Raw genomic sequence first — 13,809 nt, forward strand, 5'->3', positions numbered from 1 at the left:
GGCGCTCAGCCGTCCCGGTACTTGGGCGTCGGCGGGCCGGGGATGCCGGGCAGGACGGATTCCAGGTGGGTGCGGTAGGCCTTGACCCACTGGCTGCCGTCACCGCCCGCCCGGTAGTTCTCCAGCACCTTGTTGATGCGGCGCACCAGATCGGTCGCGTCCTTGTTCATCGCGACGCCGTAGAACTCCTTGGTGAAGGGCGATCCGACCAGCTTGACCGTCGGGTCCTGCGCGGCCTGGCCGGCCGCGAGCGCGTTGTCCGTGATGATGCCGTCCACCTCGCCCAGCTGGAGCCGCACCAGGCAGTCCAGCTGGTTGGGGACCGTGACCGACACCGAGCCGAAGCCGTTCTCCTTGAGCTTGCTCTCGGCGATGGAACCGGCCGCCGTGCAGATCTTGCGGCCCTTGAGGGAGCCGTCGTAGCCCGTGATGGGCGAGCCCTTGGGCGCCAGCACCTGCTGGCCCGCTTCGAAGTACGCCGTGGAGAAGGCGACGTCCTTGAGCCGGGCGCAGTTGATCGTCATGGTCCGCACGACGATGTCGACCCGGCCCTCCACCAGCGCGGGTATGCGCTGACTGGTCGGGATCGCCCGGTATATGACCGCGTTCTCGTCGCCCAGGATGTCCTTCGCTATCGCCTTCACCAGGGCGATGTCGAAGCCGTCGAGCTTGCCGTCGACCGGATTGCGGTAGCCCCAGCGGAAGCTGTTCTGGTCGACACCGGCGACGAGCTTGCCCGCTGCCTTGATCCGGGCGATGGACGCTCCGTCCACCCCCGCCGGCCGCAGGCTGGCCTCCGGGTCCTGGCAGGTCTCGTCCACGGCGGGGGCGGCCGGCGCCACCGCGGGCGCGGCGACGCCCCGGTCGGCCGAGCCGGTGCGCCCCGGCTCCGGGGCCGACAGGGCCAGCGGCAGCAGGACGGCGGCCGCCGTCACCGCGCAGGCGGCGGCCATCGCGCTCACCCCGCCCCAGCCGCGCAGCCGCCGCGGGACCTGCCCGCCGCCGTCGCCTCGCTCCACCCGCAGCCCTCGCATCCGCATCACCTGTACTCCGAAAGCCTGCGCCCGATGCCGAGCAGCGCGGCCGCCGCTCCGAGGACCGCCAGGGCCGCCCCGCCCGTGACCAGACCGCCCAGGGCGCCGAGCCCGGCGCGCGCGGCCCGGGTGAACTCCTGCTGTTCGTGTGCGACGGCCTGCTCCAGCGAGGCGTCCACCGTGTCGAAGGACGCCCCGCTGCTGTCCTTGCCCCCGATGACCTGGGGCAGCGCGAGGTCGTAGTCGCCCTTGTTGTCGGTCTCCCGGGCGGCCGCGTGCCGCTGCTTCCACTGGGTGACGCCCTCGACGGCGTGCGCGACGGGCGTGCGGCCGCTCGTGTCGTCGGCGAGCCGCGCGGCCTTGGCGAGGCCCGCGTCGAGGTCCTTCATGTTCTTGGTGAAGTCGACGTCGTACTTGTCGGACTTCTTGTCGTCGGCGAGGACGGCGCCCCGCGCGATCAGCGTGAGGTTCTCATTGGCCCGCGCCTGGAGCGAGGAGATCCGGGCGTCATTGAGCACCTTGAGCGACTCCTGCCCGCCCGAGCGGGCCTCGCTCAGCTCGGCCCGGGCCACCGTGTGCCCCACGGCCAGCCACAGGAGGACCACCGTGGACGCGGCGGTCGCCGCCAGCAGCCCGTGGTTGAAGACGCGGTGCGTGCGCCGGTAGTTGCGCCGCTGGGCCCAGACCAGGGCCCCGAGGGCGAGCAGGCCCGTACCGAAGGAGCCCACGGGGAACGCGCGGGCGTCGTCGTAGTCCTGGTAGAGCCGGTCGGTCTCCGCCCGGTAGAGCCGCTGCGCGGCGGGCAGCAGCTGGGTGCTCATCTGCTCGTTGGCGTAGCGCAGGTAGGCCCCGCCGAGCGGCAGCCCCTGCCGGTTGGTGGCCCGGGCCTGCTCTATCAGGCCGGTGTAGCGGGGCAGCTGCTCGCCGAGCAGCGAGATCTCCTTGCGGGACTCCTCGTCGCCGCCGGTGTTCGCCGCCGCGTTGACCAGCAGCCGCGAGGCGTTGGCGATGTCCTTCTCGTAGCGCTCGCGGACCTCGCGCGGCTCCTGACCGCCGGCGAGGAACCCGCTGGAGCTCGCCGTGTCCGCATCGGCCAGCGAGCGGTAGATGCTCGCCGCGTCCGCGCTGAGCGGCTGGCTGCGGCCGACCACGTCGTCGGCGGCGCCCGACCGGTCGGAGATCTCCCAGACCGTGACCACGCCGAAGAGGAGCACCAGCGCGGCCAGGGCCGCCCCGATGATCCGCAGCCGCCCGGGCTCGGTGGTCGCCGCGTCCCGCAGCCGCTCCACGCCCTCCGCCCAGGCGCTGCGCCGCCCCGGCAGCGCCGGGACGCCGCCGGCGGGCCCGACGGGGCCGGGCGCGGTCGTGGGCGCGGACGCGGGTGCGCGCGATGTGATGGCCACCGTGACCTCCCCCTCGGTCGTGGACTGCTCGGGAGCAGTATGGCCGTACTGACGGCTCAGCACAGCACCCGGTGCTGGATCTTGAAGTGATGTGCCCCCCGGCACTCCTTCACCGTCAATACGTTCCTACGGCCGCCACAGTTCCAGACATGACCCGGCTCGGGGCGGGTTCACCCGAAATGGGCACGGAGTTTTCCGTACGCGGCAGCCGGCGCACCGATCGCGTCCAGCCCCAGCAGCCCCGCGCCCAGCACCGGCGGCGCGGTCACCACCGACACCCGGGCCAGCGGGGCCCGTTCGGCGAGACCCGCCCCGACCCGGTCGTTGAGCCGGGCGTGCCCGGCGGCCAGGACGCTGCCGCCCAGCAGTACGGGCGCCTCCTCCTCCAGCAGGTCGAGCCGCTCCAGCGCCACCGCGGCCAGGGCCACGACCTCGTCCGCCTGCCGCTCCACCAGGGCGCGCGCCACCGCGTCACCGGCCCCGGCCACGGCGAAGAGCACCGGGACCAGCTCGTGCGCGCGCTCCGGCGCGATCGCGCCCAGGTGCACGGCCTCGATCAGCTCGGTCATCGACGCCAACCCGAAGTGCGCCGGCAGGGCCGCGGTCAGCGCGGTCGGACCGCCCCGCCCGTCCTCGTCCCGGGCCGCCCACCACATCGCCTCGGCGGCGAGGCCGCCCCCGCCGCCCCAGTCGCCGGAGAGCTGGCCCAGTGCCGGGAAGCGGGCGGTGCGCCCGTCGGGGCGCATACCCACGCAGTTGATCCCGGCGCCGCAGACCACGGCGACCCCCAGCGGGGGCCCGCTGCCCACGAGACCGGCCCGCAGGATGGCGAAGGTGTCGTTGCGGACCTCGACGGTGCGCCCCCACCCCCGTGCCCGCAGGCCCTCGGTCAGCGCCTCCTCCTCGACCGGGAGGTCCGCGCCCGCCAGACAGGCCGACACGTGGGCGATCCCGCCGACGGAGTCGGAGTCGGAGCCCGAAGCGGAACCGGAACCGGGGTCCGCCAGGTGGGCCGAACCCACCGGCAGGCCGAGGGCCCGGGCCTTCGCCCGGGCCTCCTCCAGGGCCGGGGCGATCGCGTCGAAGGCCGCCGCGACGCCGACCGCCTGCGGGCGGAAGCCGGGCCCGCGGGCGGTGACGAGCACCGACCCGTCCGCGTCGACCAGGGCGAGGTCTGTCTTGCTGTTGCCCGCGTCGACGGCCAGCAGCACGGTGCCCCTCACGCCCATGCCAGGTGCTCCTTGTTGTGCGCGAGGAGCCGGTCGGTCAGCTGCTCGGCCTGGTCGAACTGCCCGACCAGCGGGTGCGCGAGGAGCGCCTTGGCCACGCGCTCGCGACCGCCGCGCAGCGCGGCGTCCAGCGCGAGGTCCTCGTACGCCGTGACGTGCGCGATCAGCCCCGCGTAGAGCGGGTCCAGCCGGGGCACGGCCAGCGGCACCGGGCCGGAGCGGTCGACCCGCGCCTGCACCTCGATGACGGCGTCGTCCGCGAGGAACGGCAGGGTGCCGTTGTTCAGCGTGTTGACCACCTGCACGGGGCTGCCGCCGTCGCCGAGCAGCGCCGCCGCCAGGTCCACCGCGGCCTCCGAGTAGAAGGCGCCGCCCCGCTTCGCCAGCAGTGCCGGCTTCTCGTCGAGCGCGGGATCGCCGTACATCGCCAGCAGTTCCCGCTCCATCGCGGCCACCTCGGCGGCCCGCGAAGGCTTCTCGCCCAGCTCCCGGACCACCTCGTCGTGCGTGTAGAAGTACTTCAGGTAGTACGAGGGCACGACGCCGAGCCGGTCCAGGACCGCCCGCGGCAGCCGCAGGTCGGCGGCGACCGCGTCCCCGTGCTCCGCCAGCAGCCGCGGCAGCAGGTCCTCCCCGCCGGGGCCGCCGCGGCGCACCCCGAGCTCCCAGGTGAGGTGGTTCAGGCCGACGTGGTCCAGGTGCAGCTCACCGGGGGGCACGTCGAGCAGCGAGGCGAACTGCCGCTGGAGGGTGATCGCGACGTTGCACAGGCCGACCGCCTTGTGCCCGGCCCGGAGCAGGGCGCGGGTGACGATCCCGACGGGGTTGGTGAAGTCGATGATCCAGGCGTTCGGGTTGGTGCGCCGGACCCGCTCGGCGATGTCGAGGACGACCGGAACGGTGCGCAGCGCCTTGGCGAGCCCGCCCGCGCCGGTGGTCTCCTGGCCCACGCAGCCGCACTCCAGCGGCCAGGTCTCGTCCTGCTGCCGGGCGGCCTGTCCGCCCACGCGCAGCTGGAGCAGGACGGCGTCGGCGTCCGCGACCCCGGCGTCCAGGTCGGAGGTCGTGGTGATCGACCCGGGGTGGCCCTGGCGGGCGAAGATCCGCCGCGCCAGCCCGCCGACGAGCTCCAGCCGGTCGGCCGCGGGGTCGATCAGCACCAGCTCGCTGATCGGCAGGGTGTCGCGCAACCGGGCGAAGCCGTCGATCAGTTCGGGGGTGTAAGTGGAACCGCCACCCACTACTGCGAGTTTCATGTTTCCTAGCCTTTCACTCCGGTCAGGGTGACGCCCTCGACGAACGCCTTCTGGGCGAAGAAGAAGAGGACGATCACCGGGGCCATGACCAGCACGGTCGCGGCCATGGTCAGGTTCCAGTTGGTGTGGTGCGCGCCCTTGAAGGACTCCAGTCCGTAACTGAGGGTCCAGGCGGCCGGGTTGTCGGAGGCGTAGATCTGCGGGCCGAAGTAGTCGTTCCAAGCGGCGAAGAACTGGAACAGCGCGACGGCGGCGATGCCGGGCTTGGCCATGGGCAGTACGACCCGCAGCAGCGTCCGCAGCTCCCCGCAGCCGTCGACCCGCGCCGCGTCCAGGTACTCGTCCGGGATGGTCAGCAGGAACTGGCGGAGCAGGAAGATGGAGAAGGCGTCCCCGAAGGCCATCGGGATGATCAGCGGCCACAACGTCCCGGACAGGTCGAGCTGCTTGGCCCAGAACAGGTACATCGGGATGACCACCACCTGCGGCGGCAGCATCATCATCGAGATCACCAGCAGCAGCGAGAGCCGCCGGCCGCGGAAGCGGAACTTGGCGAGGGCGTAGGCGACGGGCACCGAGGACACCACGGTCAGCAGCGTTCCGAGCCCGGCGTAGAGCAGGGTGTTGCGCCACCACAGGAGGAACCCGGGGGTGTGCCACACCTTCGCGTAGTTGCCCCACTCCCAGGTGTGCGGCCACAGGTCGCGGGTGAGCGCCTGCTGGTTGCTCATCACCGAGGTGAGGAAGAGGAAGACGAAGGGGAGGACGAAGAAGAGCGCGGCGGCCACCCCGAGGGAGTGGACCGCGACCCAGTGCAGCACCTCGTTGCGGCGGTGGCGGGCCGTCGCCTGACCGGTCGGCGCGGCGGGCGGGGCCGTCTTCGGGGGCACGGTCGTGCCGGTGGTCACGGCCATCTCAGTCACCGCTTCCGATCAGTCCGCCACGGCGCCGCATCAGGAGCGCGGTGAAGGCCATGGACAGGGCGAAGAGGACGAGCGCGATCACACAGGCGGTGCCGTAGTCGAAGCGCTGGAATCCGAGGTTGTAGACGAGCTGGGGCAGGGTCAGCGTGGACTTCTCCGGGTAGCCGGGCTCGAACTGCTGGCCCGAGCCGCCGATCACGCCGGCCGCCACCTTCCCCGCGATCAGCGGCTGCGTGTAGTACTGCATGGCCTGGATGACCCCGGTGACCACCGCGAACAGGATGATCGGGGAGATGTTCGGCAGGGTGATGTGCCGGAACCGCGCCCAGGACCCGGCCCCGTCCAGCTCCGCGGCCTCGTACTGCTCCCTCGGTACGTCGAGCAGCGCGGCCATGAAGATCACCATCAGGTCGCCCACCCCCCACAGCGCCAGCGCGGTCAGCGCGGGCTTGGACCAGTCGGCGTCGGTGAACCAGCCCGGCCCGGGCAGCCCGATGGCCTCCAGCACCGTGTTGACCGGCCCGGTGCCGGGGTTGAGCAGGAAGACGAAGCCGAGGGTCGCGGCGACCGGCGGGGCCAGGTAGGGCAGGTAGAAGAGGGTGCGGAAGACCCCGGTCCCCGTCTTGATCTTCGTGATGAGCAGGCCGACGCCGAGTCCGAAGGCCACCCGGCAGGTCACCATGATCACGACCAGCCACAGCGTGTTGCGCATCGCCGGCCAGAACATCGGGGACTTGGTGAAGACGTACGACCAGTTGGCCAGGCCGTTGAAGACCGGCGGGCGGAAGCCGTCGTACTGCATGAAGGAGAAGTACACGGTGGACAGCAGCGGGTAGGCGAAGAAGACCGCGAACCCGATCAGCCACGGGGACATGAAGGCCGCGGTCCGCAGCGCGGAGCGGCGCCGCTTCGCGCGCAGGGTGAAGGTCGTCATGGACTACTCGGCCTTCGCGATGTCCGTGTCGATCTGCTGGTCGGTCTTGGCGAGCCCGGCCTGGAGGTCGGGCACGGAGCCCTTCTCGACCCCGTACGCGAAGTCCGCGAAGGTCAGCTGGTAGGTGCCGCCGTCGGCTTGGGCCGGGGTGGTGTTCGACTTCGCGTGCTTGGCGATGTCGATGAAGGTCTTGAACTCCGGCGTGATCTGGAGCTTCGGCGAGTCCAGGGCGGCCAGTGTGGAGGGGATGTTGTGGATGTCGTTGGAGAAGGCCACCACCGCGTCGGTGTCGGTGGTCATGAACTTCACCAGCTCCCAGGCGGCGGTCTGCTTGGGGCTCTTGGCGGCGATGCCCATGACGGTGCCGGACAGGTAGCCCTTGCCGTAGTCGGCCAGCTGGTCGTCCGGCACGGGCAGCGGCGCGGTGGCGATCTCGAACTTCGCCCCGGCCGCCTTCGCCATCGCGGCCCGCCACTCGCCGTCGATCTGCATGGCGACCAGCCCCTTGTGGAAGGGGTGTTCGGGGCTCCACTCGTCACCGAAGGTCGTGCGGAACTTCTCCAGCTTGTCGTAGCCGCCCAACTTGGCGACCAGGTCCTTCTGCGCGTTCAGCATCTTCGTGAAGGCGGGGTCCTTGGCCAGGTTCGACTTGCCGTCGGCGCCGAAGTACGTCGGGCTCCACTGCGCGGCCAGCCGCATCGGGGTGGTCTCGTACCCGTGGAAGGTGGGCATCAGGCCGAGCTGTTCGTAGCTGTCGCCGCTCTGCTTGGTGAGCGTCTGCGCGTCCGCGACGAACTGGCTCCAGGTCTTGGGGGGTTCGGTGATCCCGGCGGCGGTGAAGGCGGTCTTGTTGTACACGAGGCCGTAGGCGTCGTTGAGCAGCGGCAGCGTGCACTGGTTGCCCTTGAACTGGGTGTACTCCAGCAGGGTCTTGGGGAAGATCTTGGTCTTGTCGAGGCCCGACTTGGCGAGGAAGGGGTTCAGGTCCGCGAAGGCGTGCGAGGTGCAGAACTTGCCGACGCTGTCGGTGCTGAAGGACGAGACGACGTCCGGGGCCTTGCTGCCGCCCGCGCGCAGCGCCTGGTTGATCTTCTCGTCGGTCATGTTGCCGGTGACCTTGACCTTGATCTTGGGGTGCGCCTTCTCGAACCGCTCGATGTTGGCCTCGATGGCCTTGACCTCGCGGGGCTCCACCCAGCCGTGCCAGAAGTTGAGGGTGACCTCCTTGTTCGGGTCGTCGGAGGAGGAGGCGCCGCTCTGCCCGGTACACCCGGTGGCGAGGGCGGATATCGCGGCGAGTGCGGCCGCGAGGGTGGTGAGGCGGCGGGTGCGTCCGGGCATGGCGGTGTCTCTCTCTGCGCGGGGAACGTCCGGTCGGGGTCCAGCGGGAGAAGCGGGAGGAGCGGGAGGAGCGGGAGGAACTGGCGGTGCGGCAGGTGGTGCTGGTGATGCGGCAGGTGGGGCAGGTAGCGCTGGTGGTGCGGCAGGTGGAGCGGGTGGAGCCGTTGGTCTGCGGGGCGCGGCGGGGCGCGGTCGGGCGGGGTGGGGCGGGGCGGGCGGCTCAGCGGGAGGTGTCGAACACCTCGTCGCGGGTGGCGGCGAGCGCGCTCTCCAGCGCGCCGCGCAGCACGGGCCGCGTGCGCACCTCGCCGGTGACCAGCCGGGGCCGGGACGGGGCGAGGTCGGCGAGCTCGGTCTCGATCAGTTCGCGCAGCCGGTCCCCGCCCGCGGTGGTCACGGCGCCGGAGAGCACCACGATCTCGGGGTCCAGTACGGAGACCAGCGAGGCGAGACCGGTGGCGAGCGCCGTGGCGTACGCCTCCAGCAGCCGCAGGTGGGCTCCGACGGGCTCGGCGGCGGCCCGCTCCAGCAGCGCCACCGCGCTCGCCACCTCGGCGGCGTGCCCCGGAGTGCCCGGCGCGAGCGGCTCCGTCCACGGCATCTCCAGGCCCAGCCCGGCGGCCAGCGCGGGCAGCACCTCCACGCCGGCCAGCTCCTGGTAGCCCCCGGAGTTCTCCCGGGTCACGTGGCGCACCAGGGGCCGTCCGGGCACCGGGAGGAAGCCGACCTCGCCCGCGCCGCCGGTCCAGCCGCGGTGCAGCCGTCCGGCGATCACCAGGGCGGCGCCGAGGCCCTCCTCGTTCCACAGCAGGACGAAGTCCTCGTGGCCGCGGGCCGCGCCCAGTCGCTGCTCGGCGATGGCGGCGAGGTTGACGTCGTTCTCGTACTCGACGGGCATGGGCAGCGCCGCCGCCAGCTCCTCCAGGAGGGTGGGGGAGTGCCAGCCGGGCAGGTGGTCGGCGTAGCGCAGGACCCCCGTGCGCGGGTCGAAGGAGCCGGGGGAGGCGATGACCAGGCGGTGGACGTCGCCGCGCTGGAGCCCGGCGGCCTTGACGGCGTCGCCGAGCGCCTGGGTGACCTGGTCCACCACGGGGGTGCCGGGGCCCGGGTTGGGCAGCTCGCAGCTGCCCACGACCTCACCGGTGAGGTCGGCGACGGCGGCGACGATGCGGCCCGGGGTGACGTCCAGCCCGGCGGCGTAGGCCGCTCGCGCGTTGATCGCGTACAGCTGGGCGTTGGGTCCGGGGCGTCCGGTGGCGGTGCCGGTGGCCACGACCAGCCCCCGGGCTTCCAGCCGGGCCAGCAACTGGGAGGCGGTGGGCTTGGAGAGGCCGGTGAGCCGGCCGATCCGGGTCCGCGACAGGGGGCCGTGGGCCAGCAGCAGGTCCAGTGCGGCGCGGTCGTTCATCGCGCGCAGCAGGCTGGGGGTTCCGGGGGTGGTGCTGGCCATGGGGTGTTCTCTCCCTGACGCAGGTGTGAACTGTTAGGTAAGTTTCCTATCAGCTGTCGGCCCATGTCAATGGCGGTGCGAGAACGACGCCGCCCCCGCGGGGAACGACCTGCGGGGGCGGCGGTGGGCGCGGCGCCGGGAAGGCCGCGCGAGCCGCGCGGACCGGCGCGCCTACTTGGTGATGCGGGGCATGCCCGGCCCGATGGGCGGCGGGATGGGGGTGGTGGCCATGGACTGCGGCGAGGCCGGGTTCGCCAGCGCGGACGGTGCGGCGACGGCGGCCGACGGGTCCACCGCCTCCTCCTCGTCCGCCGCGGGCAGTCCGCCGACGATCCCGATGCCCGCGTCGTCGAAGGCTTCCTTGATCCGCCAGCGCAGCTCGCGCTCCACCGAGAACTGCTGGCCGGGCATGGTCTTCGCGGAGACCTTGACGGTCATCGACGCGAGGAGCACCTCGTCCAGCCCCAGCACCTCCACCGGGCCCCAGAGCCGCTCGTCCCACGGCGTCTCCTTCGCCATGGACTCCGCGACCGCCTGGATCGCCTCGCGGATGCGGCCCATGCTCTCGGACGGCTTGACCTGGACGGCCACGGCCGCCGTCGACCAGCCCTGGCTGAGGTTGCCGATGCGCTTGATCTCGCCGTTGCGGACGTACCAGATCTCTCCGTTGTCCCCGCGCAGCTTGGTGACCCGCAGGCCCACCTCGACGACCTCGCCGGAGGCCACGCCCGCGTCGATCTTGTCCCCGACGCCGTACTGGTCCTCAAGGATCATGAAGACGCCGGACAGGAAGTCCGTCACCAGGTTCCGGGCGCCGAAACCGATCGCCACACCGGCCACACCGGCGCTGGCCAGCAGCGGGCCGAGGTTGATGTCGAGGGCGCCGAGCACCATCAGCCCGGCCGTGCCCAGGATCAGGAAGGACGCCACCGAGCGCAGCACCGACCCGATCGCCTCGGAGCGCTGGCGCCGGCGCTCGGCGTTGACCAGCAGCCCGCCCAGGGCCGTGCCCTCGACGGCCTCCGCGCCGCGGTTCATCCGGCCTATGAGCTTGGTCAGCGACTTGCGGACCACCGAGCGCAGCGCCGCCGCTATCACGATGATCAGCAGGATCTTCAGGCCGAGGAACAACCAGTCGGCCCAGTTGTCCTGGATGAAACCGGCGGCGTTGTTGACGCTCTGGGTTGCTTCCTCGGTGTTGCGGGGCACGACGGGTACGTCGTCGGCCGGCGTGTACGGGGCGGCGGGCCAGGGCACGGCAGGAACCTCCAGGCGTAGCGGTCCGCCCGGCGAGGACACCCCCGGACGGGGTCCGGGGCGGATGCGCGGGCAGACCAACCACACTAACGGGGCAATCCCCGTGTCCCCGTTGCCGTGTTCCGGGGAGAGAGGGGACTCACGTCGCGACGGTGTCCCCGTACGGCCGGTGTGCCGCCGGTGCGTCGCCGGTGTGCCGCCGATGTGGGCGAAAACACCTCCGACCCGTTACGGGCGCGTGGTGGCGCTTCGACCAGCGGTGAGGAGAGACTGGAAGGCAGATCGTCCCGGCGCGAGCCACGCGCCGCCGGCGTACAAGGAGGCAGTCCGTGCCGCACGTCCTGGTCCTCAATGCGTCGTACGAGCCCCTCGGCGTCGTACCGCTCCGCCGTGCGCTGGTCCTCGTCCTGGAGAACAAAGCGGTCTCCCTGGAGGAATCCGGCGCCTTCCTGCACAGCTCGACGAGGGCCGTCCCCGCGCCCAGCGTGGTCAGGCTCAAGCGATTTGTGCGGGTCCCCTACCGGGGGCCCGTTCCCCTCACCCGGCGCGCGCTCTTCGCCCGTGACGGCGGGCGCTGCATGTACTGCGGTGCCGTCGCCACCAGCGTCGACCACGTCATCCCGCGCAGCCGGGGCGGTCAGCACGCCTGGGACAACGTCGTCGCCGCGTGCCGCCGCTGCAACCACGTCAAGGCCGACCGGCACCTGCTGGAACTGGGCTGGCGGCTGCGCCACCAGCCCGCCCCGCCGTCGGGACTGGCCTGGCGGATCATCGGCACCGGGCACCGGGACCCGTGCTGGATGCCCTACCTCCAGCCGTACGGGGCCGCCGACGCGCTCGACCGCATCGGCGTGGCCGCCTCCGACCCGGCCCGCATCGGCGCGGCGGTGTCCTGAGACCCGGCGGTTGGTGCGATCCCGGGGGCGTGCGGTGCGGTCCGCGCGCCCGTCCGGGCTCCAGTGCGCCGTGCCGCGGGAGCGGGGCGCAGGGCCCCGCCCGGCCGGCCGCGGGGCGGAGGCTCGGGTTCCGCCGGAGGCGGGCGTTCTGACCGGAACCGCCGGGAATGCGGCACCGCCGGATGGGTAGGGCTGCGGTGTTCCCCGTAACGGGTCCCGCCCGCGCGTCGTCAGCCATGCGAGGAGTCGCCGTGAACGCCCGCCCCGCCCACCAGCCCGCCCGCCCCGCCCGCTCCAGACCGGCCCCCGCCGTGGCCGCCGTACCCCTGCTCGCCCACCTGCCCCGGCGGCTCTCCGTGATCGAGGGCGCCGCCGCCGGCCCGCTGACCAGCGAGTCCCCGCTCGCCGACACCGCGCACGCGCCGCTCACCAGCGAACCGCCGCTCACCGACGAGGCTCCGCTGACCAGCGAGCCGACCACCCCCGCCGCCGCCGCGGGTTAGCCGAGGGATACGCATGGACCTGGCCCGGCTCGCCGCCCACCACGGGGTCGCCACCTCCTACCACCCCTCCGAGGGCGTCACGGTCCAGGTGCCGGAGCGGACGGTCGTGGCCGTGCTCGGGCTGCTGGGCGTCGACGCCGGAACCCCGCAGGCGGTACGGGCCGCGCTCGCGCGCGCCGAGCGGGAGGCGGCCGAGCGCCTGCTGCCGGTCACCCTGGTGCACTGGGCGGGCGCCGAGCCCCCCGCCGCCCTCGTCGCGCTGCCGCCGGGCACCGAGGTCCGGCTGGTGCCGGAGGCGGAGGAGGGGAGTGCGGGCGAACCGCTGGTCTGGGAGACCGGTCCGCGGGGGCCGCTCCCGGCCGCCGGGCTGCCGCTGGGGGTGCACCGGATCAGCGTGACCCGGCCCGACGGGCGGACCGGCGCGGCCACCTTGATCGTGGCCCCGGACCGGGCGCCGGCCGCGCCGGAGCGCGCCCACGGGCTGCTCGTGCAGCTCTATTCGCTGCTGTCCGAGGACTCCTGGGGCATGGGCGACCTCGGGGACCTCGCGCGGCTCGCGCGCTGGGCCGCGCGCACCCACGGCGCCGGCTTCGTCCAGGTCAACCCGCTGCACGCGGCGGTCCCCGGCACGCCGACCGACCCCTCGCCCTACCGCCCCTCCTCGCGCCGCTTCCCCGACCCGGTGCACCTGCGGATCGAGGACCTCCCCGAGTACGCCGCCTGCCCGGACCGGGTGGCCCTGGCCGAGCTGGCCGCACGCGGCGCGCGGCTGCGCCGCCTGGTGCTGGAGAAGGACGCCCTGATCGACCGGGACGCGGTGTGGGCCCTCAAGCGGGCCGCCCTGGAGCTGTTGTACGCCGTCCCGCGCGGGGCGGACCGCGAAGCCGCCCTGGAGCGCTTCCGCGCGGAGGGCGGGCCCGCGCTGGCCGGGCACGCCGAGTGGTGCGCACTGGCGGAGCGGTACGGGGCCGACCCCTCGGCCTGGCCCGCGGACGCCTCGGCCGGGCCCGCGGAGCTGGCCTTCCACGGCTGGCTGGCCTGGCTGACCGACGCGCAGCTCGCCGCCGCCCAGCACGGGGCGCGGGAGGCGGGGATGTCGGTGGGCATCGTCCACGACCTCGCGGTCGGGGCGCACCCCGAGGGCGCCGACGTGCGGGCCGCGCCCGGTACGTACGCCACCGGGGCCTGCGTCGGGGCCCCGCCCGACGCGTTCAACGCGCGCGGGCAGGACTGGGGGCTGCCGCCGTGGCGCCCCGACCGGCTCGCCGCCTCGGGCTACGCGCCCCTGCGGGACCTGCTGCGCGGGGTGTTCCGCTATGCCGGGGCGTTGCGGATCGACCACGTCATGGGCCTGTTCCGGCTCTGGTGGATCCCCCGGGGCACCCCGCCCGCGGAGGGCACGTACGTCTCGTACGACGGCGAGGCCATGCTCGCGGTCCTGGTGCTGGAGGCCCACCGGGCCGGGGCGCCGGTCGTCGGCGAGGACCTCGGGACCGTGGCACCGGGGGTCCGCGAGGCCCTCGCCCGGCGCGGGGTGCTCGGCACCTCGGTGCTGTGGTTCGAGCGCGACTGGGCGGGCGGCG

At 73.3% G+C, this 13,809-nt stretch carries 12 protein-coding genes; 3 read left to right on the forward strand and 9 right to left on the reverse strand.

Annotation, left to right across the window (positions count from 1 at the left end):
- Positions 1–5 precede the first annotated feature (5 nt).
- The 9 genes from ACFWAR_RS04210 to ACFWAR_RS04250 all read right to left on the reverse strand — a co-directional run bounded on the left by ACFWAR_RS04210 (position 6) and on the right by ACFWAR_RS04250 (position 10,779).
- A complete protein-coding gene (locus ACFWAR_RS04210; protein ID WP_385772869.1) occupies positions 6–1,040 on the reverse strand; it encodes a glutamate ABC transporter substrate-binding protein in 1,035 nt (344 codons plus the stop codon).
- Positions 1,040–2,437 carry a hypothetical protein gene (locus ACFWAR_RS04215; protein ID WP_385772825.1) on the reverse strand — a complete coding sequence of 466 codons (1,398 nt, stop codon included), beginning with the start codon at positions 2,435–2,437 and terminating at the stop codon, positions 1,040–1,042. The genes ACFWAR_RS04210 and ACFWAR_RS04215 overlap by 1 nt, the downstream gene beginning before the upstream one ends.
- A gap of 170 nt (positions 2,438–2,607) precedes the next feature.
- On the reverse strand, positions 2,608–3,666 hold the full coding sequence (locus tag ACFWAR_RS04220) for an N-acetylglucosamine kinase (RefSeq protein WP_385772827.1): 1,059 nt from the start codon (positions 3,664–3,666) through the stop codon (positions 2,608–2,610).
- Positions 3,657–4,922 (reverse strand): 6-phospho-beta-glucosidase, encoded by a 1,266-nt coding sequence (locus ACFWAR_RS04225; protein ID WP_385772829.1) that lies wholly within the window; start codon positions 4,920–4,922, stop codon positions 3,657–3,659. The genes ACFWAR_RS04220 and ACFWAR_RS04225 overlap by 10 nt, the downstream gene beginning before the upstream one ends.
- A gap of 5 nt (positions 4,923–4,927) precedes the next feature.
- The gene (locus tag ACFWAR_RS04230) at positions 4,928–5,845 is read right to left on the reverse strand and encodes a carbohydrate ABC transporter permease (RefSeq protein WP_385772831.1); all 918 of its coding nucleotides are present in this window, start codon (positions 5,843–5,845) and stop codon (positions 4,928–4,930) included.
- Positions 5,838–6,779: a carbohydrate ABC transporter permease gene (locus tag ACFWAR_RS04235; protein ID WP_385772833.1), complete on the reverse strand. Its 942-nt coding sequence runs from the start codon at positions 6,777–6,779 to the stop codon at positions 5,838–5,840. Before ACFWAR_RS04235 ends, ACFWAR_RS04230 begins: the two co-directional genes overlap by 8 nt.
- Before the next feature lie 3 nt (positions 6,780–6,782).
- The gene (locus ACFWAR_RS04240; protein ID WP_385772835.1) at positions 6,783–8,120 is read right to left on the reverse strand and encodes an extracellular solute-binding protein; all 1,338 of its coding nucleotides are present in this window, start codon (positions 8,118–8,120) and stop codon (positions 6,783–6,785) included.
- 220 nt (positions 8,121–8,340) lie between these two features.
- On the reverse strand, positions 8,341–9,570 hold the full coding sequence (locus ACFWAR_RS04245; RefSeq protein ID WP_385772837.1) for an ROK family transcriptional regulator: 1,230 nt from the start codon (positions 9,568–9,570) through the stop codon (positions 8,341–8,343).
- A 171-nt stretch (positions 9,571–9,741) separates the two neighbouring features.
- A complete protein-coding gene (locus tag ACFWAR_RS04250; RefSeq protein WP_385772871.1) occupies positions 9,742–10,779 on the reverse strand; it encodes a mechanosensitive ion channel family protein in 1,038 nt (345 codons plus the stop codon).
- A gap of 377 nt (positions 10,780–11,156) precedes the next feature.
- Here ACFWAR_RS04250 and ACFWAR_RS04255 point away from each other — a divergent pair, with 377 nt between their 5' ends.
- The 3 genes from ACFWAR_RS04255 to ACFWAR_RS04265 all read left to right on the forward strand — a co-directional run.
- Positions 11,157–11,723 carry an HNH endonuclease gene (locus ACFWAR_RS04255; protein ID WP_385772839.1) on the forward strand — a complete coding sequence of 189 codons (567 nt, stop codon included), beginning with the start codon at positions 11,157–11,159 and terminating at the stop codon, positions 11,721–11,723.
- Positions 11,724–11,974: 251 nt separating this feature from the next.
- The gene (locus ACFWAR_RS04260) at positions 11,975–12,226 is read left to right on the forward strand and encodes a hypothetical protein (protein WP_385772841.1); all 252 of its coding nucleotides are present in this window, start codon (positions 11,975–11,977) and stop codon (positions 12,224–12,226) included.
- Positions 12,227–12,239: 13 nt separating this feature from the next.
- The coding region (locus ACFWAR_RS04265) for a 4-alpha-glucanotransferase (RefSeq protein ID WP_385772843.1) at positions 12,240–13,809 on the forward strand (1,570 nt) is incomplete at its 3' end.

The organism is Streptomyces sp. NPDC059917 (genome assembly GCF_042730635.1).
GTDB lineage: Bacteria > Actinomycetota > Actinomycetes > Streptomycetales > Streptomycetaceae > Streptomyces.